The organism is Amycolatopsis ruanii (assembly GCF_003385175.1).
GTDB lineage: Bacteria > Actinomycetota > Actinomycetes > Mycobacteriales > Pseudonocardiaceae > Amycolatopsis_E > Amycolatopsis_E thermalba.
Genome location: NZ_PQHY01000101.1, coordinates 1 through 21,570, shown reverse-complemented (window position 1 = coordinate 21,570; position 21,570 = coordinate 1). Strand labels below are relative to the sequence as shown.

The window sequence follows — 21,570 nt, the reverse complement described above, 5'->3', positions numbered from 1 at the left end:
CTTCCTCGTCTGCGACGGCCTCAAAGGTCTCCCGGAGACCGTCACGAACGTGTGGCCGCAGACCATTGTTCAGACGTGCATCGTTCATTTGATCCGCAATACGTTCCGGTTGGCAGCGCGGCAGCACGTATGCGAAAGGGCTGACGACGGGCGAGATTTCCGCGCATTTCGCGGAGATTTTTGGCGCGCGAGTTGTGCTCGACAAACGCCATTGAGTCCTTGAACGCGCGGTATCGTAAGGCCGTGCGGGCACGAGGTCACTTCCCCACAGAGTAAGCTGCGTTAAAGTGTCTCTACCTGGTCACCCGGTCGCTGGACCCGACCGGGAAGGGGCAGGCAAGGTGGGCGATGCGGTGGAAGCCCGCGTTGAACGCGTTCGCGAACACGTTCGGTGACCGCTGGCCGAGCGCCGAGAAGTACTAACCGCAAACGCCGAAAACACCGATGTCGTTACAGACCCGCAGCTGGCGCTCAGCGGCGTGCTGACGGAAGTGTCTCGGCGCAGGTATGGGTGTGTGGAGATAGCGGACGACAAGCGATAATCGCGCCCGGAAAGTATGACTACCTGTTTGGGGGAGCCGACCCAAGTAACAAGAAGAATTTCGAGCGGTCAAAGCAGAATGAGACCTTGTTTGGCAAGATCGGTATTTACGACACCCCCGTGAGCCGCGCCATGCTCAGAGATCACTTTAATGAGGTTGTGCAGAACGACGACAACATCTTGAGGCTGAAGGAGAACGAGTATGGCGTCACTCAAGTGCGCGAATCGCTCTTCATGGGACCGGGAGGTATCATCAAGTTGAAGTCGGCGTGGCTTGTGGCCAACGAGGGGCTGATGTTGACGACGGTGATCCCGAAGGGCAAGCAGTGATGGCAATTGGCGAGTTTGTGGTACCCGAAGAGCGAGACTTTCTCGACGTACTGAGGGTGGTTCCTGAGCCGGTCCCTGATGAGGTTGACACGTGGGGCTTGCGCTACTCCTGTGAGACGGGTGAAGATCTAGAGTTGTCGTACGACTATCTTGGCCGCTCGATATTTCTACGTATCTCTGCAGGTGGATGCGTGACATATGAGTGTTTCAGGGAAGGGGTGACTCGTTTGATGGTGGAATCCCGACCTGACTCCAGGAATATTGTTGCCGAATTTGCTTCAACTGGCATGTCGGGAACGCTGGACATTTCGGTATATCCGGCGGTGCAGATCGTGGACAAACTGTTCTATTCCTGATGATCATTATGTGAAAGCGCAGCATGGCGCTGCGGGATGCCTGAAGTCGTTTCCGCCACCGGACAGTTGGACGTGTTCGGCACTGCTGCTGTGGACGGTTTGAGCAGGCGCGCCACGCCGAAGGTTGCCACGGGGATGGTCGGAGCGCACTAGTACTCCAGCCGCACTTCGTGATCTTGCTCTGATAGGTTCTGGGTCTTGTGTGGGTGGATGAGGCCATCTCGGCGTGGGCGGCGGGCTTGGAGGAGTTGTTCGGGCGGGTCGCGGGCCGGTTCTTCCGGGCCGAGCCTCGCCGACGTGCCCGCGCCTACGTGCGAGGCTTGTTAGCGCCGTTGGCGGACAAGAACGGCTGGACCCTGGCCGAGGTTGCCGGAGAGACTACCCCGGATGGCATGCAGCGGCTGCTCAACGCCGCCGCCTGGGATGCTGACGGTGTCCGCGACGACGTGCGGGCCTTTGCCGTGGAACACCTCGGCGACCCGGACGGTGTCCTGGTCGTGGACGAGACCGGATTCCTCAAGAAAGGCACCAAATCCGCTGGGGTGCAGCGGCAGTACTCCGGGACCGCGGGCCGGATCGAGAACTGCCAACTCGGCGTGTTCCTCGCCTACACCACAACGAAAGGACGCACTCTCGTCGATCGCGAGCTGTATCTGCCGAAATCCTGGATCGCCGACCGTGAGCGTTGTCGCGACGCGGCGGTGCCGGACGAGGTCGAGTTCGCGACGAAGACCACCCTGGCCAAAGCGATGCTCGCCCGCTCGTTCGCGGCCGGTGTCCCCGCACGATGGGTGACCGCTGACGAAGCCTACGGCCAAGACAACAAGTTCCGATCCTGGCTGGAACAGCACAACATCGGCTACGTCGTCGCCGTCCCTCGCAGTCAGCCCTTACCCGCCGGCGGGTTCGCCACAGCACGAGCGGATCACCTCGTCGCCCAAGCGCCACCCGAGATCTGGAAACGCCGCTCAGCAGGTGACGGCGCCAAAGGACCACGGCTCTACGACTGGGCCACCGCCACCATCCCCACCATCGGCAAGCACACCCCCGACGGGTGGACTCGACGCCTACTCGTCCGTCGCCAGATCACCCCCACCCGAGTCGAACCCGAACTCGCCTACTATCTGTGCTGCGCCCCCGCGACGACGCCGGACGAGGAGCTCATCCGGGTCGCGGGTGCCCGCTGGGCCATCGAGGAATGCTTCCAGACCGCCAAGAACGAAGTCGGCCTTGACCACTACCAAGTCCGGCGTTACGACGCCTGGTATCGCCACATCACCCTGGCCATGCTCGCGCACACCTATCTCGCGGTCACGGCAGCGGTGTCCCCAAAAGTCCTGGCCGCGGCCTCATCCCGCTCACCCTCAGCGAAATCCGCCGTCTCCTGGCACATCTGATCCACACCAGGTCCCCGTGGCTCCGGACCAAGGCCTGGTCACGCTGGCGACGCCGGCACCAGCACCGCGCCAAGACCAGCCACCACCAGCGAAGACAGCACAAGCATCACGAAATGCGGCTGGAGTACTAGGGGTGCCGTTTTGGCATCCGGGAACCGAGGACCTCAGCGGCCTTGCGGTCGGCGGCGGCCACCCACGCGGCGTAGACGCGCAGGGTCGTGGCGCCGCCGCCGTGGCCGAGGCGGCCGACGACGGTTCGGAGGTCGACTCCGGCGGTGAGCAGTTCGGTGGCGGAGTAGTGCCGCAGTGCGTGGATGTGGGTGTCGATGCCGAGGCGGGTTGCCATCTTCTTGTAGCGGCTGGAGACGGCGTCGGGGGAGTAGGGCTCGTTCAGGTCGGCTCCGCGGGTGCTGGTGAAGACGAACGAGTTCTCCGACCACTTGGCGCCGAGTTCGTGGCAGCGTTGCTGCATGCGGGCCTTGTGCTCGCGCAGGAGCACGATCGTCTCGGTGTCCAGGGCGACGCGGCGCATCTGGTGGGTCTTGGTGTCCTTCTCCTGGCCCACGCCGCGGAGCTTTGTGTAGCTGCGGCGGATCTCGATGATTCCTTCGTCGAGGTCGACGCGGGACCATGACGAGCCAGACGAGGGTTCCCCAGTCTTCGTCGAGCGCGAACGCCTTCTCGACGAGGCGGGCGGCTTCGGCGGGTGAAGGCGGGTCGGGCTGTGGAGCTGTCTGGCGCGGGCGCTGGGCGATCTGGGCCGGGTTCGTGCTGATCCACTCCCAGCGGACGGCGGCGTTGAGGACGCCGCTGATGATCGAGTGGATCTGACGCACGCTGGAGTTGGCCATGCCGCTGCACTTGTGCGGCGTGCACTTGGCGACCTTGCAGTCATGGTCACCCTCGCGCTTGTGTTCGATGTAAGGGCGGCCGTCGCAGCGGACGCGGCATCGGCGGAGTTCGGCGTAGAAGGTTTCGAGGGCGCGGGCCGTGATTTTGTTGACCGCGATCTCGCCGAGGGCGGGGTTGATCGTGCGGTTGATGTAGCCCACGTACCCGTGCCGGGTGGTGGCCTCGATGTCCGCGGTCTTGAGCCACTCGTCGATCGCGTAGGACAGCGTGACCGAGGAGTCGGGGCGGCGCTGGCGGTCGACCTGAGCCTGCAAGCGCGTCATGACCTTCTGCGCGTGGTGGTGTGCGGCCTTGTCGGTGCCCTTGACCGTCTCGGTGAGGTAGCTCTGCCGCCCGGTCACCGGGTCGATGCCGGCGTAGACGCGGAGCTGAAGGGACTTGCCGCGCTGGCGGATGTTGCCGCGCTTGCGGTTGTCGCCCTTGGTTGTCGGCTCGCTCATGAACGCAAGCGTGGGTCGGAGTCGCGGAACGCGTCAATGGACAGAGTCATGGACAAGACGCAGCAAGATGATCAAGCAACGAGACATAACGCCTGGTCAGAACCGGTGGGCCGGGCGGGGCTCGAACCCGCGGCCAAGGGATTATGAGTCCCCTGCTCTAACCAGCTGAGCTACCGGCCCCAGGCGGGCACGCCACGTCCGCGCCCGCACCCCGTCAGGGGTGAACGACAACATATCGCACCTCCGGCGACCACCACCGCGGTGGGCGGCTCACTCGAACGGCCCAGTGGTGGTGCAGCTGCGGTGTCGAAACGGTCAATTGACCCGCCGCAGCGCCTAGGATGGACCCATGGCGGGCGGCGCGGTGCTCTGGTGGGGGTGCGGCGCCGGCCGGGCCCTCGTGCACGTGCACGCCCGGAGGTAACGACGCCGGGAGGGTACGTGAGAGGTCGGTTCGCGGAGCAGCTGTCCGAGCGGGTTCTGGTGTTCGACGGGGCCATGGGCACCGTCCTGCACGTGGCCGGCAATTCGCTCGATCGGGCCCTACCCGAACTCAACCTCTCGAATCCCGAGCTGGTCAGCACGATCCACGAGAGCTACGTCGCGGCGGGGGCGGACGTCCTGCTCACCAACACCTTCGGCGCGAACCGGCTGCGGCTGGCCGAGCACGGGTGCTCGGTGAGCCCCCGGGACATCAACCTCGCCGCCGTCCGCCTGGCGCGGCAGGCCCGGCGCGGCGTGCACCGGACGATCTTCGTCGCCGGGGCGGTGTCGCCCGCGATCTCCTCCAGCCACCGGGCCGGGGTGCGCGCCGACGAGCGGGCCGAGGTCGTGCGCGAGCAGGTCCAGGCCCTCGTCGACGGCGGGGTCGACCTGCTGGTGCTGGAGACGTTCGGCTACCTCGACGAGCTGGTCGAGGCCATCACGGTGACCACCGAGGTCACCGACCTGCCGATCGTCGCCCAGGCGACCTTCACCAGCGGCGGTCTCACGCCGGGCGGCGAAACCCCGCGCGAGGTGGTCAAGGCGCTCGCCGCCCTGCCGGTCACCGCGGTCGGCGCCAACTGCACCGTCGGCCCCCAGCACATGCTCGCGATCCTCGGCGAACTCAAGGACGCCACCGACCTGCCGGTGGGCGTGCACCCGAACGCGGGCATGCCCCGGCGCACCGGGCGCCGCTTCAGCTACCCGGTCACCCGCGCGCACTTCGGCCGCTACGCCCGCCGCTACGCCGAGCACGGCGCCGCGATGATCGGTGGATGCTGCGGCACCACGCCCAGCCACATCCGCGAGGTCGTCGCGCGCCTGGCCGACCTGCGTCCCCGCCAGGCCAACCCCGTGACGGCGGTGCCCAAGCCGCGTCCGGCGCCGCCCCAGAGCCCGCTCGCCCGGCGGCTGGCGCGACCCGGGTTCGTCCTCGCCGCGCAGGTCACCCCGCACGGCGAGCCGGAGGACGTCGAGCGCGTCCGCGGCGCCGATCTCGCGCTGGTGCGCGGCAACTTCGGCGAGGCCCTCCGCCTGGAGCGCGAGGCGGGCGTGGACACCATCACCACGGTCACCGCCTGGGACCGGTCGCTCGCCGCGCTGCAGGCGGACCTGCTGGGCGCGCACGCGTTCGGCCTGCGCACGGTGGTGTGCGAGACCGGCACGCCCGCGCCGCTGGGCGACTACCCGGGCGCCGACGGCGTGTGGGAGGTCGACTCGGTGGGCCTGATCGGGCTGCTCGCCGGCCTCAACGCCGGCCGCGACCACACCGGTCTCACCCTGGCGACCCGCACCGCGTTCCACATCGGCGCGCGCGTCAACCCCGGCGCGGAGGACGCGGACGCCGAGCTGGCCCGCACCAAGGCGAAGATCGCCGCGGGCGCGCAGTTCCTCATCACACGGCCGGTCTACGAGCTGGAAGGCCTGTCCCGGATCGCGACCGAACTGTCCGGTGTGGACATCCCGGTGCTGGTGGCGATCGCGCCGCTGACCGGGTTCGCCGAGGCCGAGTACCTCGCCTACGAGGTCCCGGACGTGATGATCCCGCCGCGCGCGCTGTCCGAGCTGGAGGCGGCGGGGGAGCGGGAGGCCGAGGTCGGGCTGGCGCTGGCCGCGGAACTGCTCGACGGGGCGCGCGAGCTGGTCCGGGGTGCCGTGGTGGTCGCGGACGAACACCCCGGGAACGTCGCCTCGCTGCTGCGCCAGGAGAACCCGGCGATCCGGCTCTGAGCGTCCGGGTCAGACCAGTGCGAGGTCGTGCGCGACCACGCGCCCGGCGTGGATCACCGTGCGGTGTGGCAGCCGGTCCTGCACCGCGGCCGCGGGCGCCTCGCCGTCGAGCAGCACCAGGTCGGCCGGGTCGCCCACCGCGACGCCGGGGCGGTCGGCCACACCCCGCAGCGGCGGCAGCGACGGGTCGATCACCGTCGCGCCGCCCCAGGTGCCGACGGCCAGCGCGTGCTCCACCAGGTCGTCGTTGCGGAACCCGTTGGTGAACGCCAGCTGCCAGGTGCGGTCGAGCAGGTCCGCGTTGCCGTAGGGGGACCAGTAGTCGCGCTGCCCGTCGTCGCCCAGGCCGACCCGGATCCCGGCTTCGGTGAGCCGCCGCAGCGGCAGCGTGTTGCGGCCCGGTGGCGCGACGGTGGCGACCGAGATGTCCAGCTCGGCCATCTCGGCCAGCACCTCGTCCAGCCGCGGCGACGGGGTGTGGGCGAGCGTGAAGGCGTGCGAGATCGTGACCCTGCCACGCAGGTCCAGCGCCCGCGTCCGCTCGATGATCAGCTCCAGGCTGAACAGGCCCAGCTCGCCGGGTTCGTGCAGGTGGACGTCCACGGCGGCCCCGAACCGCTCGGCCAGGCCGAACACGATGTCCAGGTGCCGCACCGGATCCCGGTCCAGGCCGCACGGGTCGATGCCGCCCACCACGTCGGCGCCGTTGCGCAGCGCGGCCTCCATCAGCTCCGGCACGCCGGGTTCGCGCAGCAGCCCGGCCTGGGGGAAGGCGATGATCTCGACGTCGGCGCGCTCGGCGTGGGTTTCGCGGGCGGCGACGACGGCTTCGAGGCGGTCCAGCTTGCAGTCGGCGTCGACCTGCGCGTAGCCGCGCACCCGGGTGACGCCGTGCGCGATGAGCCGGCCGAGCATGTGGGTGGAGCGCTCGGTCATCGGCGCCTCGGCCTCGCGCCAGTGCGCCCGGTCGTGCAGCATGTTCGCCCATACGCCGCCGGGGGAGTCGTTGGGGCGCCACGGCAGCCCCAGCCGCGTGGAGTCCAGGTGGACGTGCACGTCGGAGAACGACGGCACGAGCAGCCGCCCCTCGCCGTCGAGACGGGTCACCCCCGCGGGCGCGGCGGCACCGGCCGCGGTCACCGCCGCGATGCGGCCGTCGCGGATCTCCACATCGGACAGGGGACCGCCCCACGGGCGCACGCCGGTCACGTACAGGTCGTTCACCGGTCCAGGATCGCACGACGTGCGCCGGTGCCCCGCTTGATCCATCCTGGGCGGGTGGCGGTGGACACCGAGGAGGCCCGGCGGACGGCCGGTGTTCCGGCGCGGCGGTGGCTGGTGATCGCGGGCCGGGCGGCCGCGGTGGCGGTGGCGGTCTACCTGCTCGCCGTGTGCACGGCGACCGGGCAGGCGCTGGAGAACGCCGCGCTGCGGGGAGCGGACCAGGCGGACGCGGCCGAGTCCGCGCAGGCGTGGCGGGCCCTGGACGAGATCACGGTCTACTCGCTGGCCGCGGCGACGCTGGTCATCGCCCTGACCGGGGCGCTGCGCCGCCGCTGGGACCTGGCGGTCGCGGCGGTCGGGGTGATCGTGCTCGGCCAGGTGGTCGTGCAGGTGCTGAAGCGGTTCGTGCTGGTCCGGCCCGCGCTGGTGCCGGTGACGGGCGACTTCGCCGGCAACAGCCTGCCCAGCGGCCACACCACGGTCGCCATGACCGTGCTGTTCGCCGCGGTGATCGTCGCGCCGTACCGGTGGCGCGGGGCGGTGATGCTGGTCGTGCTGCCGTGGGCGGTGGGGATCGGGCAGTACACGCTCACCGCGAAGTGGCACCGGCTGTCCGACACCCTCGCCGCCGACGCGATCGCCCTCGCGCTGGCGGCGCTCGCGTCGTGGTGGCTGGCGCGGCGGGGCGCGGTGCGCCCGTACGAGGGAAAGCGGCGGGTCGGCCGGGTGGTGATCGGCTCCCTCGCCGTGGTCGCCGCCCTGGCCGGCCTGACCCTCGGCGGCATCCTCTGGGGAGTCCCGCTGGCGCGCGAGGGCCTGCCCGGGGCGGACGAGTGGGTGATCCACCTGGGTGCCGGATCGTTCGCCTCCGCCGGGTCGATGGACGCGGCGCTGGTGTTCCTGCTGTCCTGGCGGCGGCTGGCGACCTAGTGCTTGCCGTGCGGGTCGGCGGCGTTGAGGGTCGCCACGACCTGCTCGTAGTCGCCGCGGGCCTCGCCGTAGCGGAGAAACTTCACGCGCTCCACCTGGATCTCCTTCGCGTCCGGCTGGGACTCGAACAGCTTGATCACCTCGTCGGCGAACTCGTCCAGCGGCATCGCGAAGCCGCTGTCCTCCTGGCCGGGCAGCAGCGCCGTCCGCACCGACGGCGGCTCCAGCTCGCCCACCCGCACGGTCGTGTCCGCCAGCTGCAGCCGCAGCGACTCGCTGAGCATGTGGATGGCCGCCTTGCTCGCGTTGTAGCTCGGCGTGGCCGCCAGCGGCGCGAATGCCAGGCCCGAGGACACCGTCACGATCGTCGCGTCCGGCCGGGCCCGCAGGTGCTCGATGAACGCGGCGATCAGCCGGATCGGGCCGAGCAGGTTCGTGGTCACGGTCTCCTCGGCCGAGGCCAGGAACCCGTCCGGGTGGTGCCAGTCCTCCACACGCATGATGCCGGCCATCGCGACGACCACGTTGAGGTCCGGGTGCCTGGTGATCACCTCGTTGGCCGCGGCGCGGATGCTCCCGGCGTCGGCGGTGTCGATCCGCACGGTGTCGAACCCGTCGGCGGCGAGCTCGTCGAGCAGTTCGGTGCGGCGGCCGCCGATGATGACCGTGTTGCCCTTGGCCCGCAGCCGCCGCGCGAGCGCGAGGCCGATACCGCTGGTCGATCCGGGGATGAAGACGGTGTTTCCGCTGATGTCCATGCCCCGAGTCTGTCCAGCCGGGCGGACGCGAAGAAGAGATCGCTCATCGGGGGATCGGCGATCCCTGGTTCGCGCCGGGCGGGTGCGGATACTGGGGGCATGGATCGTGTGGAGCTGGCGGCGTTCCTGCGCCGACGCCGGGAGCAGCTGCGGCCCGAGGACGTCGGGCTGCCCGCCGGGCCCCGCCGCCGCGCGACCGGCCTGCGGCGGGAGGAGGGCGCGGCGCTGGCGGCGATGTCGACGGACTACTACACCCGGCTGGAGCAGCAGCGTGGCCCGCAGCCGAGCGAGCAGATGCTGGCCGCACTCGCCCGCGCGTTGCGTCTGACCGGCACCGAGCGCGACTACCTGTTCCGGATCGCCGGCCGCAACGCCCCCACCCCGGTGGCCGCGGCCGCCCACGTGGCGCCCGCGTTGCAGCGGGTGCTGGACCGGCTGTCGGACACGCCCGCGCTGATCCTGTCCAACCTCGGCGAGGTGCTCGTGCAGAACAGCATGGCCGACGCCCTCTACGGCGACCGGTCCCACCTCACGGGGTGGGCACGCAGCGAGATCTACCGCTGGTTCACCGACCCGGCCGAGCGCCTGATCTACCCCGAGCACGACCGCGCCCGCCAGGGCCGCGCGCTGGTGGCCGGCCTGCGTGCCGCCCTCGGGTCGATGGGCCCGCGGTCCCGCGCCGGGGAGCTGGTGCGCGTGCTGTCGAAGGCCAGCCCGGAGTTCGCGGACCTGTGGGAACGCCACGAGGTCGCCAAACGCTTCGTGGACCACAAGGTCCTCGTGCACCCGCAGCTGGGCGAGATCGAGGTGGACTGCCAGGTGCTGTTCACCGAGGACCAGTCGCAGATGCTGCTGGTGCTCACGGCCCCGCCGCGCACCGAGGCGGCGGAGAAGCTGAAGCTGCTCGGCGTGGTGGGCACCGAGCGGTTCGACGCGGTCCGGTAGACGAGTGAGTCCGACCTTGGTCAGTGGTCGTTGGTGATCAGGGTTCGGGTGGTGGGTTGACTGGTCGCGGGGGTTGTGCCGGACCGCGGTGGTGAGGTAGGTGTCCGGTTCGCGGGAGGCGTAGCTCTTGTCGGCCAGGGTCAGCAGTTCAGCATCCGACAGCCGGGATGGCCTGCCGACACGAGCGGGCTTACCGAGGTGGTCATCGATCTCGACCTGCAGTGCGGTCACAAGGGTGTTCAGGTCGGTCGTCACAAACCGATCTCGAACACCCTTCACCCCTCTCCCGACACTGCCCAGACCCAGGACTCACTCATCTAGATCAGGCGAAGCGCTCCCGCACCTCCTCGGCCGTCAGGCCGAACTCCGCCAGCGTGTAGCGGTGCGAGGGGCGCGCCGCGCCGGTCGTGCTCTCCGCGTACACCGCCCGCATCGCCGACTCCGCCTCGGCCGTGAACGGCAGTCCGAAGTGGTCGTACACCGACGCGACGACCCGCAGCGGGTCGGCCACGAAGTCGGCGTAGTCGACGTCGTGGAACTGCGCCGGGTCGTGCTTGGCCCGCTCCCGCCTGAACGTCGCCGCGCCGCGGGACCACAGCTCCAGCTGCGCACGGCCCACCACCGGCCCGGAGAACACCGTCGACCAGCCCGCCGACGCCTGCTGGTTGAGGCTGCACACCGACGCGATGATCGTCTCCGGGGCGCGGTGGGTCTGGATCACCAGCGCGTCCGGGTAGACCGCGAGCAGCGCGTCCAGCGCGAACAGGTGCGACGGGTTCTTCAGCACCCACCGCTTGTCCGCGTCCGGCAGCCCGATCAGCTGCAGGTTGCGCCGGTGCCGCGCGTAGGCGTCCGTCCAGTCCTGCGCCGCCAGCCACTGCGAGTACGTCGGCACGTGGGCCAGGCACTCGTAGGACACCGACTTCGCCGACTGCCGCAGCAGTTGCCAGCACTCCTCGACCTGCTCGGCCGAGCTGTGGTGCACGCCGAGGAACTCCGGGTGCTCGACGTGGTGCTTTTCGTACCCTGCCTGGATGCCCTGGAACACCGGGTCGTCCGCCCACGTCTCGCGCGGGGGCCGGGGCTGCGGCACCTCGGTCAGCCACACCTCCAGGCCCTGGTGCGCCGGGTCCGCGGTGAGCAGCCGGTGCAGCGCGGTGGTGCCGGTGCGGGGCAGCCCGGTGACGAAGATCGGCCGCTCGATCCGCACGTCCGCGTGCGCCGGGTTCCGCTTCCACGCCTGTTCGCTGAGCAGCCGCGCCACCAGCGCCTGCCGAAGGAACGCGCGCTTGATCTTGTTGCCGAACGGCGTCAGCCCGGCGTCGCGGGCGTAGGACTCCAGCAGCACGGCCAGGCCCTCGCGGTACTCGTCGCCCCCGAAATCGGACAAGCCGCAGAACCGGGTGGCCGATTCGTGCAGGTCCTCGACCGTGCCGACGCTGTCGCGCCCGATGCTCACCGGATGCCTCCTCAGTGGTGGTACTCGCCGCAGTTGACGTCCAGGCACTGCCCGGTGATCGCCCGCGCCATCGGTGAGGCCAGGAAGATCACGGCGTCGGCGATCTCGTCGGGTTCGGGCAGGCGGCGCAGGTCGATGCCCGACGCGGTCTCGGCGTAGACCTCGTCGCGGGTGATGCCGCGCTGCTCGGCGAGGTAGCCGAAGTACCACTTCAGCGTGTCCGCCCAGATGTAGCCGGGCGCGACCGAGTTGACCCGGATGCCGCGTGGCCCCAGCTCGGTCGCCAGGCTCTGCGCCAGCGCGAGCAGGCTCGCCTTCGCCATCTTGTACGGCCCGTACGGCTGCCGGGAATGCCGCAGCACCGCCGAGTTGATCATCACCACCGAGCCGCCCGCCGTCTCCAGCGCGGGCAGGAACAACCGGGTCAGCCGCAGCGCGGCGATCGAGCCGGCCTCGAACCCGGCGCGCACCCCGTCCAGCTCCACCTTCGCCAGATCGGTCATCGGCGGGATCGCGAACGCGTTGTGCACCAGGGCGTCCACCCGGCCGAAAGCGTCCACAGTGGCCTCGACGAGCCGTCGCGCGTCCGCCTCGCTGGTGACGTCCGCAGGCACCGAGATCGCGCGGCGGCCCAGCTCGTCGATCTCCTTGGCGATGTCGGTCAGCCGGGATTCGGTGCGTGCCGCGAGCACCACGTCGGCGCCGGCCTTCGCGCTCGCCACCGCGATCGACCGGCCGAGCCCGGGCCCGACGCCGGAGACCACGACCACCTTGTCGCGCAACAACATCAGCCCAGCATCCTCGCGGCCGTGGCGGCCTGCCGGGCCGCGATCCGGGCGGACCACTCCGCGGGGGTCACCTTCGCCTGCTCGTAGAAGGCCAGCTTCCCGGGCAGTTCGCGCACCGGCACGATCTCGACCTCCGGCCCGTCCTCCGGTTTGAGATCCCGGGACAGCCGCTGCCACCGGATCTGCACGTACCCGCGGCGGTGGCCGGTGCGCTCCAGCCAGTTCGCCACCCCGGGGTCGCGCTCGCTGATGACGAACCGCATCTTGCCGTCCGGATCGACGCGCGCCTGGTCCGCGGTGAGGCTCGTCTGGTGGTGGGCGTAGTCCAGCGAGACGTACCACATGCTGCCCAGCTGGATGCCCTGGTAGGGCGCGTCCGCGCAGCGCGGCACGGTCACGACCATCGCCTGGTCGTCGTCGAGGTCGTAGTGCCCGGCCGAGGAGAACTGCGTGCTCAGCCCGCCCGGGGTGGCGCGCGGCTCGGTCATCGTGTTGACCGGCAGGTCGAGGTAGAACCACCGGGGGAAGGCCAGGAACGTCCGCAGCCGCGACAGCAGGATCTTGCCCGCCACGCCGTAGCGCTTGGTCAGCGTGTCCCGGGACAGCGGCGGGGGAGCGGCCCCTTCGGCGCCGGCGCGCCGGATGCGGATCATGCCGGGGCGTTCGCGTTCCCAGTCGCTGAACACCTCCCGCACGATCAGCATCGCCGAGCCCGGCCCGAGCGGAAAGCGGTTGCGGCCGCTGAGCCCCGGCCCGAACCGGATCTCGAACCGGCCGTCGTCGCCGATGTCGAACGCCCGGTCGTCGAACGCGGTGAGGCTGTCCGGCACCTCCACCGGCGAGTAGTTGCCGTTGAGCACCTGGAAACTCAGGTCGGCGGTGGTGCCGCGCTGCCCGGTGACCACGTATTCGGCGTCGTCGCGCAGGTAGGAGTGGAAGTACAGGGTGTCCGGGTTGTCCAGGCCCATCTTCGTGTACGGGCCGGTGGAGCGGACGAAGAACGGGAAGTCCTTTTCGTAGGCCCAGGCCATCTGCAGCGAGGCGCGGATGCTGCCGGCGAGGTAGTCCAGGCCCTCGACCAGGTCTTGTTCACTGTCGACGTGCGGGGCCTCGCGGATGATCTTCTCGGCCTCGGCGAGGGCTTCGGCGAACGGCTGCGTGAGCACCGGCGACTCCTAGAACGGGTTCTATGCGGACGGGACGGCCCACCGGTTCGCGGTGAGCCGGAAGCTCTTCAGGTCCGCCAGCGACAGCATCGCCTCGTAGGTGCGGACGTAGCCGGTGTGCGCGATCCGCCAGACGCCGTCGGCCTCTCGCCGGTAGCGGTCCTCGTAGAACGCGGCGCCGATGATCGCGACGTCGTGCTCGGTGGCGATCACCTGGTCCTGGAACGCCCACGTGCCGGTCGCGGTGTCGCCGTCCACGTCGATCTCCGGCTGCGTGGCCAGGTGCACCGTGATGATCTCCGGGCCCAGGCGGGTCCGCAGGAAGTCCACGATCGCGGCGCGGCCGGACAGCCGGATCGGGTCGCCGTAGGTGGGGGTGCCGTAGTCGGCCGTGGCGTCTTCGGTGAAGGTTCCGCCGATCTCGTCCCAGCGTTTGAGGTCGACGCAGCGCAGGTACGCGTGCTTGGTCCGGCGGATCGCCTCGATCGCGGCAAGGTCCATGCGCACCAGCATGCTCGCCCGGTTGACCGCTGGCAAGAACGTGTTCTAATTTTTCCCGGTGACCACGCTCTACGAGCTGTCCCACCTCGAACTGCTCGAGGCGGAGTCGGTGCACGTCTTCCGCGAGGTGGCGGCCACCTTCGAGCACCCGGTGCTGCTGTTCTCCGGCGGCAAGGACTCCGTGGTCATGCTCGCGCTGGCGGCGAAGGCGTTCTGGCCGGCGCCGCTGCCGTTTCCGGTGCTGCACGTCGACACCGGCCACAACTTCGACGAGGTGATCGCCTTCCGCGACCGGGTGGTGGACCGGATGGGCCTGCGGCTGCACGTCGCGCGCGTGCAGGACGACATCGACGCCGGCCGCGTCACCGAGGACACCGGCCCGCGCGCGTCCCGGAACCGCCTGCAGACCGTCACGCTGCTGCGGGCGATCCGCGAGGGCGGGTTCGACGCGGTGTTCGGCGGCGCCCGCCGCGACGAGGAGAAGGCCCGCGCCAAGGAGCGTGTGTTCAGCTTCCGCGACGAGTTCGGCCAGTGGGACCCGCGCAACCAGCGGCCGGAGCTGTGGAACCTCTACAACGGGCGGCACCGCCGGGGCGAGCACATCCGCGTGTTCCCGCTGTCGAACTGGACCGAGCTGGACATCTGGTCCTACATCGCGGCCGAGCGCATCGAGCTGCCGCCGATCTACTACGCGCACCGCCGCCCGGTGGTGCAGCGCGACGGGATGCTGCTGGCGCACACCGGGTTCCTCCGGTTGCTGGACGGCGAGGAGCCCTATGAGGCGACCGTGCGGTTCCGCACCGTCGGGGACGCCACCTGCACCGGCTGCGTGGAAAGCACGGCGAGCACTCCCGCGGAGGTCGTCGCCGAGGTGGCCGCCACGCGGGTGACCGAGCGCGGCGCGACCCGCGCCGACGACCGGATCTCCGAGGCCGGCATGGAGGACCGCAAGAAGGAGGGCTACTTCTGATGCCCCAGCTCCTGCGCCTGGCCACGGCCGGCAGCGTGGACGACGGCAAGTCCACGCTCATCGGGCGGCTGCTGTTCGACTCCAAGTCGCTGTTCACCGACCAGCTCGCCGCCGTCGAGCGGGCGAGCAGGCAGCGCGGCGAGGACTACCCGAACCTGGCGCTGCTCACCGACGGCCTGCGCGCCGAACGCGAGCAGGGCATCACGATCGACGTCGCCTACCGCTACTTCGCCACGCCGCGGCGGAAGTTCGTCATCGCCGACACCCCGGGCCACATCCAGTACACGCGCAACATGGTCACCGGAGCGTCCACAGCGGACCTCGCGCTGATCCTGGTGGACGCGCGCAAGGGGGTGCTCCAGCAGTCGCGACGGCACGCGTTCCTGGCTTCGCTGCTGGGAATCCCGCACCTGGTGCTGTGCGTGAACAAGATGGACCTGGTGGGCTGGTCGCGGGAGCGGTTCTCCGAGATCCGCGAGGACTTCCGCCGGTTCGCGATGAAGCTGGACGTGGCGGACCTGTCGTTCATCCCGCTGTCCGCGCTGCACGGCGACAACGTGGTGCACCGGTCGGCGAGCATGCCCTGGTACGAGGGCACGTCGCTGCTGCACCACCTGGAGGAGGTGCACGTCGCCTCCGACCGGAACCTGATCGACGCGCGGCTGCCGGTGCAGTACGTGATCCGCCAGGCGGGGCGGGATTTCCGCGGCTACGCCGGCACGGTGGCGGGCGGGGTGTTCAAGCCGGGGGACGAGGTGGTGGTGCTGCCGTCCGGGCTGTCCAGCCGGGTGGCCGCGATCTGGGGGCCGGGCGGGATGCCGGTCACCGAGGCGTTCCCGCCGCAGGCGGTGACGGTGCAGCTGACCGGGGAGCTGGACGTCGGCCGCGGCGACCTGATCTGCCGCCCGGCGAACCGGCCGCACACCGGGCCGGACCTGGACGCGATGGTGTGCTGGCTCGCCGAATCCGGTTCGCTGGCACCGGGCGCGACGTACACGATCCGGCACACCACGGCGGAGACGACCGCGGCGGTGCAGAAGCTGGACTACCGGCTGGACGTGGACACGTTGCACCGCGAGGAGTCGGCGACGTCGCTGGCGCTGAACGAGATCGGGCGGGTGCAGCTGCGGACCCGGAAGCCGTTGCTGTTCGACGCCTACCGGCGCAACCGGGCCACCGGCAGCTTCATCCTGGTCGACGACACGACGGGGAACACGGTGGCGGCGGGGATGATCACCGGACCGGCGCTGCCCGCGTCCCGGGTGGTGTGGCACGCGGCGGCGGTCGGCCGGGAGGAGCGGGCGACGCGGGGGCTGACGGTGTGGCTGACCGGGTTGTCGGCGTCGGGGAAGTCGACGATCGCGGTGGAGCTGGAGCGGCGCCTGGTGGCGGCGGGGCGGCCGGCGTACCTGCTGGACGGGGACAACCTGCGGCACGGGCTGAACGCCGACCTCGGGTTCGGCGCCGCGGACCGGGCGGAGAACGTGCGGCGGGTCGGGGAGGTGGCGCGCCTGTTCGCCGACGCCGGGGTGGTGGCGGTGGCGTCGCTGATCAGCCCGTACCGCGCGGACCGGGCGCAGGTGCGGGAGGTACACGAGCGGGCCGGGTTGCCGTTCCTGGAGGTGTTCGTGGACACGCCGCTGGAGGTGTGCGAGGCGCGCGACCCGAAGGGGATGTACGCGAAGGCGCGGGCGGGGGAGATCCGCGGGTTCACCGGCATCGACGATCCGTACGAGGCGCCGGTGGCGCCGGATCTGGTGGTGCGGCCGGGCGATCCCGATCCGGTGGCGCGGATCCTGACCCTGGTGAACGGGAGTGTGCTGTGGGCGTGAACCAGCGGGCCGGGATCCGCATGACTCCGGAGGAGATCGCGGCGTTCGTGGCGGGCAGCCGGACGGCGACGATCGCGACGGTGGGGCCCGACGGCACGCCGCACCTGGTGGCGATGTGGTTCGCCGTGCTGGACGGGGCGATCTGGCTGGAGACGAAGGCGAAGTCGCAGAAGGCGGTGAACCTGCGCCGCGACCCGCGCATCACGGTGCTGCTGGAGGACGGCCAGACGTACGACGCGCTGCGGGGCGTGTCGATCGAGGGGCACGGGGTGATCAGCGAGGACCCGGACGAGGTGTGGGCCGTCGGGGTGAACGTGTTCGAGCGGTACTACGGGCCGTACAGCGAGGAGCTGCGCCCGGCGGTGGAGATGATGCTGCGGAAGCGGGTGGTGGTGCGGGTGGACCCGGTGCGGGTGCGCTCGTGGGACCACCGCAAACTCGGCCTGGACCCGATGCCACTGGGCGGAACGACCGCCGGAGGGGTGGCGCGGTAGCGACTGGGGCCGCCGCCGTGGCGCGAGCCCGCACCGCTGCGCTGGGCGAGTGCCGCGCCACTGCGCTGGGGCGCGCCACTGCCTTGCAGGGTGTCTGCGCACGCCGTGCGCTCCGGTGGGATGCGCCCTGCGCCCCTCAGTCCTCGCGCAGCTTGCTTCGCAGCGCGGCCGCGTCCGCCTCGCCGAAGTTGTGCGCCTCCAGCCATCGCAGCACGCCGCCGTAGCGGTTGCCGACCTCGGTCAGGAACAGCTCCATCGTCTTCGGCTTGGGGCGGTGGTCCTCGTCGTCCGGGCGTTTGTCCAGGTCCGGCGCGTATGTGGGCGAGGCGCGCAGCCGGTCCAGGATCGCGCGGATCCGCTCACCGCTCGCGGCGTAATCGGCGATCACCGCTTCCCGCCGCACACCCGCGACCGTCAGCGCGAACGCCGTCACCACCCCGGTGCGATCCTTGCCCGCCGCGCAGTGCACCAGCGCCGCCCCCGGCGCCGCGGCGATCGTGCGCAGCGCGCCCACGATGCTGTCCGGCCGGTCCTCCAGGTACCCCAGGTACAGCGCGGTCATCACGTCGTCCGGAAAGCGCTCCAGCGTCCGCTGCCTGCGGCTCGCGTAGAGCGCGTCCCCCACGTCCTCGGCGGCGGCGTCGGTCGCCGTGCCGCTCTCCGGCAGCACCGAGAAGTGGTGGTGCCGCACCGACTCGACGCTCCGCAGCGGCCCGGGGCCCTCCTGCGTCACCTCGGGCGTGCCCCGCAGGTCGACCACCGTCGTCAGGCCCAGGTCCTCCACCAGCACCTTGACGTCCCGGGGCGTGAGCCCCTGCAGGTTGTCCGACCGCAGCAGCCGCCGCGGCGCGATCGTGCCGCCGTCCTCGGTCGGCAGGCCACCGACGTCGCGGGCGTTGGCCGCCCCCTCCAGTTCCAGCCAGTGCATGCCCCCATCGTTCACCGCGCCGCCGATCCCGCCAAGGGCCGCGCCCGGTCACCGCGCCCGGCGGGCGACGGGAACGCGGGCCGCCACAACCACCGCCACCAGCCCGGCATCCCGCGGCGCGCGGCGATCCGGGCGCGTCTATGAGGTAGATCACCACGCTTCGAGCGCGGGCAGCCGGGTCAGTCCGCCGGCGGCCCGTCCAGCAGCAGCCCGACCTGTTCCACGAGCAGCGGAGCCTCGGCGGCGGCCTCGAAGCCGCCGCCCGCGGTCCGGCCGGCGAACCCGTCGATGAGCAGCATGATCCAGACGGCGAGCCGGTCGGCGGGAAGGTCGGTCCGCACCTCGCCCGCGTGCTGAGCCTCCGCGACGACCTCCCGGAGCGCGGCGCGGAGGGTGTCTTCGTCGGCCCGGAGCGCGGCCGCGATGTCCGGGTGGGACGTCAGCCCGCCGACGACCGTGATGAAGCCCGCTGCCCGGGGGTCGGCCAGGTCGGCGACCGCGTGGCCGACGTAGCCGAGGATGACCTGCCGCGCCGGGGTCCCGGGTTCGCGCGCGGCGAAGAACCGGCGCGTCTCCTCGGTGCCCTCCTCGAGGATCGCCACCAGCAGCGAGTCCTTCGTCGGGAAGTGGTGGAAGAACGTGCCCGACCCGATTCCGGCGATCCGGCAGATTTCCGCGGTCGTGGCACCGGCGTACCCGTGCAAGGCGAACGCGGTGAGCGCCGCGTCGATGATCTGCAGCCGCCGGGCTCGCCGTCGCACCGGATCGATGGGGCGTGGCATGACCCCATCCTAGTTAGTGGAGTAGCTACTCTGTTAATGTCTCCCCGTCGGCGGAAAGGGGAGCACGATGCCGGAGTCAGGGCGCGTTCTGCGCGTCTCCCGGGCCCTGGTCGCGGGGCTCGCGCTGGCCGGGCTGCCGCTCGGCGCCGGCGCGGCGCTCCTGGTGCGGCCGGTCACCGGCTGGGTGATCGGCCTGTTCGGCGCGGCTCCGGGGCCGTTGCGCCTGCTGGCCCGCGTGCCGGTGCCCTGGCTGGTGGCCGGTGGTGCCGCCGCCGGCCTGGTCGCCACGGCGTTGCTCGCCGCGCGGGTCCTGGCGGAGACCACCGCGGTGGAGATCACGGGGCGGGGCGTGACCGTCGAGCGGGACGGCTCCCGCGTGTTCGTCGCGCGTGAGCGGATCGCGGCGGTCTACACCGACCCGCGGGATCTCGTGCTGCGCGGCGCGGACGGGCGGGAGCTGTTGCGCCGCGAGGCCGACATCGGCGCCCGTCGTCTCGCGGCGGCCTTCGCGGCCGCCGGCTATCCCTGGCGCGGCACCCGGGACCCGGACGAGGACCGGTTCCGGCCCTGGGTGGACGGCACGCCGGACCTGCCGGCCGAGGTGCACGACCTGCTCCGGCGACGCGAACGGGCGCTGCGCGACGGCGAGGCCGGCACCGCGGTGGCGCTCCGCGACCAGATCCAGGACCTCGGCGTCGTGGTGCGTGAGCGACGAGCGCACCACGACCAGCAGTGGCGTCCGGCCGCGGCGAAAACGCGGTGACCACCGCCCGGGTGGCCGGTTAGCGTCCGGGCATGCGCACAGCCTTCGGAGCCGATTTCGACGTCCCCACCGGGTACCTGAACACCCCGAGCATCGGGATCCCGCCCGCGGCGTTCGCCGACGCGGTGGCGGCGTCCGTCGAAGCCTGGCGCACCGGCGGCAACCAGCCGGGCGACTTCGAGCCGCTCGTCGCGCGGGCGCGGGAGTCGTTCGCGCGTCTCGTCGGCGTGCCGTCCGGCCGGATCGCGATCGGCTCGACCGTGTCCCAGCTGCTCGCGAGCGTCGCGGCCGGGCTGCCCGAAGGCGCCCGGGTGCTCACCGCGGCCGGGGAGTTCACCAGCACCACGTTCCCGTTCGCCGCCCGGGGCGCGCGGATCACCGAGGTGCGCCTCGCCGAGCTGCCCGGCGCCGTGCGCGGGCACGACCTGGTGACCGTCAGCGTCGCGCAGTCCGCGGACGGGGCGCTGGTGGACCTCGGCGCGCTGCGCGCCGAAGCCGAAGCCGCGGGCGTCCCGGTCGTCCTCGACGCGACCCAGGCCGCCGGCTGGATGCCCCTGGACCTGGAGTGGGCCGACTGGGTGGTGGCCGCCGGGTACAAGTGGCTGATGTCCCCGCGCGGCTGCGCCTGGCTGGCGGTGCACCCGCGCGTCGCCGAGCGGACGGTGCCGGTTTCGGCCAACTGGTACGCGGGCGAGGACCCGTGGCAGACCACCTACGGCATGCCGCTGCGCCTGGCCGGGGGTGCGCGCCGCGTTGACCTGTCCCCGGTGTGGTTCGCGCACGCCGGCGCCGCGGTGGCCCTGCCGTACCTGGCGTCGCTGGACCTGGCGGCGGTGCGCGCGCCGAACGTCGAGCTGGCCGACGCCCTGCTGACCCGGCTCGGCCTGCCCGGACGCGGCAGCGCGATCGTGGCGCTGGCGGCCGACCCGGCCGCGCTCACCCGGGCAGGGGTCACGGCCAGCGTCCGCGCGGGCAAGGCGCGGGTCGGCTTCCACCTCTACAACACCGAAGACGACGTCGAACGGGTTCTGGACGCGTTGCGGTGAGTCACCCGGAGGAGTGAGCTACGGTGTCCCTCCGTGGTTGGTGCGCAGTTCCCTCCCGGTCGCGGTGACACCGCGCCGCTGCCCCGCATCCCGGCCGAACCGTCGCCGCCCCGGCGCGCCCCGGTGCTGAAGATCGCCGGGCTGGTGGCCGTCGCGGTCGTGGCGGGGCTGGTGTGGTGGCTGGTGCGTGGCGGCTCCGCCGAGGAGGCCCCGCCGGCGGCGCAGGCCCCGGCCAAGGAGTTCCAGTTCACCGTCACCGAGGGCCCGGTGGCCGCGACCGACTGCGCCGCGAACTCGTATTCGCAGGTCAAGCAGTTCTTCGCGGAGCACCCGTGCCAGCGGCTGTCGCGCGCCCTGTACACGACCGCCAGCGGCGCCTCGCGCGCGCTGGTGTCGGTCGCGGTGGTCACCATGGCCACCCCGGAGGAGGCGCAGCAGCTCAAGAAGCTCGCCGACACCGACGGCACCGGCAACGTCAACGACCTCGTGCGGGACGGCACCGCGAAGATCCCCGGCGCGCCGAAACTCGCCGGCGGCGACTACCTGTCCCGGGTGACGGGCAGCTCGGTGACCATCGTGCTGTCCGCGTTCTTCGACGGCCACTCCGACGAGGCCACGCTGCAGCGCATCAGCAAGGAGGCCCTCGACCTGGCGCCGGGGGCCTAGCTGTATCCGGCCGTTAGGTTGGTAGCCGGCTGATGGGCGGTCGTCCTCCGAGTGCGCTGTGGCGGCGTTCAGTGTTGTAGTGCTCGATCCAGGCTGCAAGTGCTGCTGCTCGTGCCTCGTTGCTGGTG

At 71.2% G+C, this 21,570-nt stretch carries 22 protein-coding genes, 1 tRNA gene and 3 pseudogenes; 13 read left to right on the top strand and 13 right to left on the bottom strand.

Annotation, left to right across the window (positions count from 1 at the left end; all coding sequences use genetic code 11):
- The 4 genes and pseudogenes from D0D28_RS32350 to D0D28_RS32340 all read left to right on the top strand — a co-directional run.
- Window positions 1-423 (top strand): annotated as a pseudogene (locus tag D0D28_RS32350) (transposase); the annotation flags it as partial.
- Between the two features lie 205 nt (window positions 424-628).
- Window positions 629-871, top strand: coding sequence for a hypothetical protein (locus D0D28_RS32345; protein ID WP_116114892.1), 243 nt, complete (start codon window positions 629-631; stop codon window positions 869-871).
- Window positions 871-1,227 carry a hypothetical protein gene (locus D0D28_RS35930; RefSeq protein WP_162831259.1) on the top strand — a complete coding sequence of 119 codons (357 nt, stop codon included), beginning with the start codon at window positions 871-873 and terminating at the stop codon, window positions 1,225-1,227. Before D0D28_RS32345 ends, D0D28_RS35930 begins: the two co-directional genes overlap by 1 nt.
- Before the next feature lie 206 nt (window positions 1,228-1,433).
- Complete coding sequence (locus D0D28_RS32340) at window positions 1,434-2,624, top strand: IS701 family transposase (RefSeq protein WP_429727760.1); 1,191 nt, start codon at window positions 1,434-1,436, stop codon at window positions 2,622-2,624.
- Between the two features lie 127 nt (window positions 2,625-2,751).
- Here D0D28_RS32340 and D0D28_RS37165 read toward each other — a convergent pair whose 3' ends face one another.
- From D0D28_RS37165 to D0D28_RS32330, 3 genes and pseudogenes are all read right to left on the bottom strand, one after another.
- On the bottom strand, window positions 2,752-3,519 hold the full coding sequence (locus tag D0D28_RS37165) for a tyrosine-type recombinase/integrase (protein WP_240323439.1): 768 nt from the start codon (window positions 3,517-3,519) through the stop codon (window positions 2,752-2,754).
- A gap of 121 nt (window positions 3,520-3,640) precedes the next feature.
- Window positions 3,641-3,799: pseudogene (locus D0D28_RS37160) on the bottom strand (site-specific integrase); the annotation flags it as partial.
- Between the two features lie 283 nt (window positions 3,800-4,082).
- Window positions 4,083-4,156, bottom strand: a tRNA-Ile gene (locus tag D0D28_RS32330).
- Window positions 4,157-4,417: 261 nt separating this feature from the next.
- Between D0D28_RS32330 and D0D28_RS32325 the strand changes: the two genes are divergently transcribed.
- A complete protein-coding gene (locus D0D28_RS32325) occupies window positions 4,418-6,190 on the top strand; it encodes a bifunctional homocysteine S-methyltransferase/methylenetetrahydrofolate reductase (RefSeq protein ID WP_116114890.1) in 1,773 nt (590 codons plus the stop codon).
- 9 nt (window positions 6,191-6,199) lie between these two features.
- Here D0D28_RS32325 and D0D28_RS32320 read toward each other — a convergent pair whose 3' ends face one another.
- Complete coding sequence (locus D0D28_RS32320; protein ID WP_198958244.1) at window positions 6,200-7,414, bottom strand: amidohydrolase; 1,215 nt, start codon at window positions 7,412-7,414, stop codon at window positions 6,200-6,202.
- Window positions 7,415-7,468: 54 nt separating this feature from the next.
- Between D0D28_RS32320 and D0D28_RS32315 the strand changes: the two genes are divergently transcribed.
- Window positions 7,469-8,344 carry a phosphatase PAP2 family protein gene (locus D0D28_RS32315; RefSeq protein WP_116114888.1) on the top strand — a complete coding sequence of 292 codons (876 nt, stop codon included), beginning with the start codon at window positions 7,469-7,471 and terminating at the stop codon, window positions 8,342-8,344.
- Here D0D28_RS32315 and D0D28_RS32310 read toward each other — a convergent pair.
- Entirely contained in the window at window positions 8,341-9,102 is a 762-nt protein-coding gene (locus D0D28_RS32310) for an SDR family oxidoreductase (protein ID WP_116114887.1), read from the bottom strand. The genes D0D28_RS32315 and D0D28_RS32310 overlap by 4 nt on opposite strands.
- Before the next feature lie 99 nt (window positions 9,103-9,201).
- Between D0D28_RS32310 and D0D28_RS32305 the strand changes: the two genes are divergently transcribed.
- Window positions 9,202-10,047 (top strand): helix-turn-helix domain-containing protein, encoded by an 846-nt coding sequence (locus D0D28_RS32305; protein WP_116114885.1) that lies wholly within the window; start codon window positions 9,202-9,204, stop codon window positions 10,045-10,047.
- Between the two features lie 132 nt (window positions 10,048-10,179).
- On the opposite strand, the pseudogene D0D28_RS37755 reads toward D0D28_RS32305, so the two are convergent.
- From D0D28_RS37755 to D0D28_RS32285, 5 genes and pseudogenes are all read right to left on the bottom strand, one after another.
- Window positions 10,180-10,302: pseudogene (locus D0D28_RS37755) on the bottom strand (IS982 family transposase); the annotation flags it as partial.
- A 67-nt stretch (window positions 10,303-10,369) separates the two neighbouring features.
- A complete protein-coding gene (locus D0D28_RS32300) occupies window positions 10,370-11,506 on the bottom strand; it encodes a sulfotransferase family protein (RefSeq protein ID WP_094005831.1) in 1,137 nt (378 codons plus the stop codon).
- A gap of 11 nt (window positions 11,507-11,517) precedes the next feature.
- Entirely contained in the window at window positions 11,518-12,294 is a 777-nt protein-coding gene (locus D0D28_RS32295) for an SDR family oxidoreductase (RefSeq protein ID WP_094005832.1), read from the bottom strand.
- Window positions 12,294-13,460: a hypothetical protein gene (locus tag D0D28_RS32290; RefSeq protein ID WP_094005833.1), complete on the bottom strand. Its 1,167-nt coding sequence runs from the start codon at window positions 13,458-13,460 to the stop codon at window positions 12,294-12,296. The genes D0D28_RS32295 and D0D28_RS32290 overlap by 1 nt, the downstream gene beginning before the upstream one ends.
- 21 nt (window positions 13,461-13,481) lie before the next feature.
- On the bottom strand, window positions 13,482-13,961 hold the full coding sequence (locus D0D28_RS32285; RefSeq protein ID WP_094005893.1) for a nuclear transport factor 2 family protein: 480 nt from the start codon (window positions 13,959-13,961) through the stop codon (window positions 13,482-13,484).
- A 58-nt stretch (window positions 13,962-14,019) separates the two neighbouring features.
- Between D0D28_RS32285 and cysD the strand changes: the two genes are divergently transcribed.
- Genes cysD through D0D28_RS32270 form a run of 3 tightly spaced genes read left to right on the top strand, consistent with a single transcriptional unit; the run spans window position 14,020 to window position 17,257 of the window.
- Entirely contained in the window at window positions 14,020-14,931 is a 912-nt protein-coding gene (cysD, locus tag D0D28_RS32280; protein WP_094005834.1) for a sulfate adenylyltransferase subunit CysD, read from the top strand.
- A complete protein-coding gene (gene cysC, locus D0D28_RS32275) occupies window positions 14,931-16,763 on the top strand; it encodes an adenylyl-sulfate kinase (RefSeq protein ID WP_094005835.1) in 1,833 nt (610 codons plus the stop codon). Before cysD ends, cysC begins: the two co-directional genes overlap by 1 nt.
- Window positions 16,760-17,257, top strand: a complete 498-nt coding sequence (locus D0D28_RS32270) for a pyridoxamine 5'-phosphate oxidase family protein (protein WP_233157292.1) — start codon at window positions 16,760-16,762, stop codon at window positions 17,255-17,257. Before cysC ends, D0D28_RS32270 begins: the two co-directional genes overlap by 4 nt.
- A gap of 136 nt (window positions 17,258-17,393) precedes the next feature.
- Here the strand turns inward: D0D28_RS32270 and D0D28_RS32265 are convergent, their stop codons facing one another.
- Together D0D28_RS32265 and D0D28_RS32260 are read right to left on the bottom strand one after the other, a co-directional pair.
- The gene (locus tag D0D28_RS32265; protein ID WP_094005837.1) at window positions 17,394-18,185 is read right to left on the bottom strand and encodes a tyrosine-protein phosphatase; all 792 of its coding nucleotides are present in this window, start codon (window positions 18,183-18,185) and stop codon (window positions 17,394-17,396) included.
- 179 nt (window positions 18,186-18,364) lie between these two features.
- Entirely contained in the window at window positions 18,365-18,967 is a 603-nt protein-coding gene (locus D0D28_RS32260) for a TetR/AcrR family transcriptional regulator (protein WP_094005838.1), read from the bottom strand.
- 67 nt (window positions 18,968-19,034) lie between these two features.
- Between D0D28_RS32260 and D0D28_RS32255 the strand changes: the two genes are divergently transcribed.
- From D0D28_RS32255 to D0D28_RS32245, 3 genes are read left to right on the top strand one after another with little or no spacing between them, the layout of a single operon-like run.
- Entirely contained in the window at window positions 19,035-19,730 is a 696-nt protein-coding gene (locus tag D0D28_RS32255; protein ID WP_116114883.1) for a YqeB family protein, read from the top strand.
- A gap of 32 nt (window positions 19,731-19,762) precedes the next feature.
- The gene (locus D0D28_RS32250; protein ID WP_116114881.1) at window positions 19,763-20,776 is read left to right on the top strand and encodes an aminotransferase class V-fold PLP-dependent enzyme; all 1,014 of its coding nucleotides are present in this window, start codon (window positions 19,763-19,765) and stop codon (window positions 20,774-20,776) included.
- Between the two features lie 33 nt (window positions 20,777-20,809).
- On the top strand, window positions 20,810-21,442 hold the full coding sequence (locus D0D28_RS32245) for a hypothetical protein (RefSeq protein WP_094005841.1): 633 nt from the start codon (window positions 20,810-20,812) through the stop codon (window positions 21,440-21,442).
- 13 nt (window positions 21,443-21,455) lie between these two features.
- Here D0D28_RS32245 and D0D28_RS32240 read toward each other — a convergent pair.
- Window positions 21,456-21,570: integrase core domain-containing protein (locus D0D28_RS32240; RefSeq protein WP_162830614.1), on the bottom strand; the 115-nt coding region annotated here is incomplete at its 5' end.

Bases quoted from the DNA above. Each gene is read 5' to 3' on its own strand.
- D0D28_RS32305 (WP_116114885.1), top strand. From the start codon at position 9,202: ATGGATCGTGTGGAGCTGGCGGCGTTCCTGCGCCGACGCCGGGAGCAG.
- D0D28_RS35930 (WP_162831259.1), top strand. From the start codon at position 871: ATGGCAATTGGCGAGTTTGTGGTACCCGAAGAGCGAGACTTTCTCGAC.
- cysC (WP_094005835.1), top strand. From the start codon at position 14,931: ATGCCCCAGCTCCTGCGCCTGGCCACGGCCGGCAGCGTGGACGACGGC.
- D0D28_RS32255 (WP_116114883.1), top strand. From the start codon at position 19,035: ATGCCGGAGTCAGGGCGCGTTCTGCGCGTCTCCCGGGCCCTGGTCGCG.
- D0D28_RS32265 (WP_094005837.1), bottom strand. From the start codon at position 18,185: ATGCACTGGCTGGAACTGGAGGGGGCGGCCAACGCCCGCGACGTCGGT.
- D0D28_RS32250 (WP_116114881.1), top strand. From the start codon at position 19,763: ATGCGCACAGCCTTCGGAGCCGATTTCGACGTCCCCACCGGGTACCTG.
- D0D28_RS37165 (WP_240323439.1), bottom strand. From the start codon at position 3,519: ATGACTGCAAGGTCGCCAAGTGCACGCCGCACAAGTGCAGCGGCATGG.
- D0D28_RS32295 (WP_094005832.1), bottom strand. From the start codon at position 12,294: ATGTTGTTGCGCGACAAGGTGGTCGTGGTCTCCGGCGTCGGGCCCGGG.
- D0D28_RS32310 (WP_116114887.1), bottom strand. From the start codon at position 9,102: ATGGACATCAGCGGAAACACCGTCTTCATCCCCGGATCGACCAGCGGT.
- D0D28_RS32260 (WP_094005838.1), bottom strand. From the start codon at position 18,967: ATGCCACGCCCCATCGATCCGGTGCGACGGCGAGCCCGGCGGCTGCAG.
- D0D28_RS32285 (WP_094005893.1), bottom strand. From the start codon at position 13,961: ATGGACCTTGCCGCGATCGAGGCGATCCGCCGGACCAAGCACGCGTAC.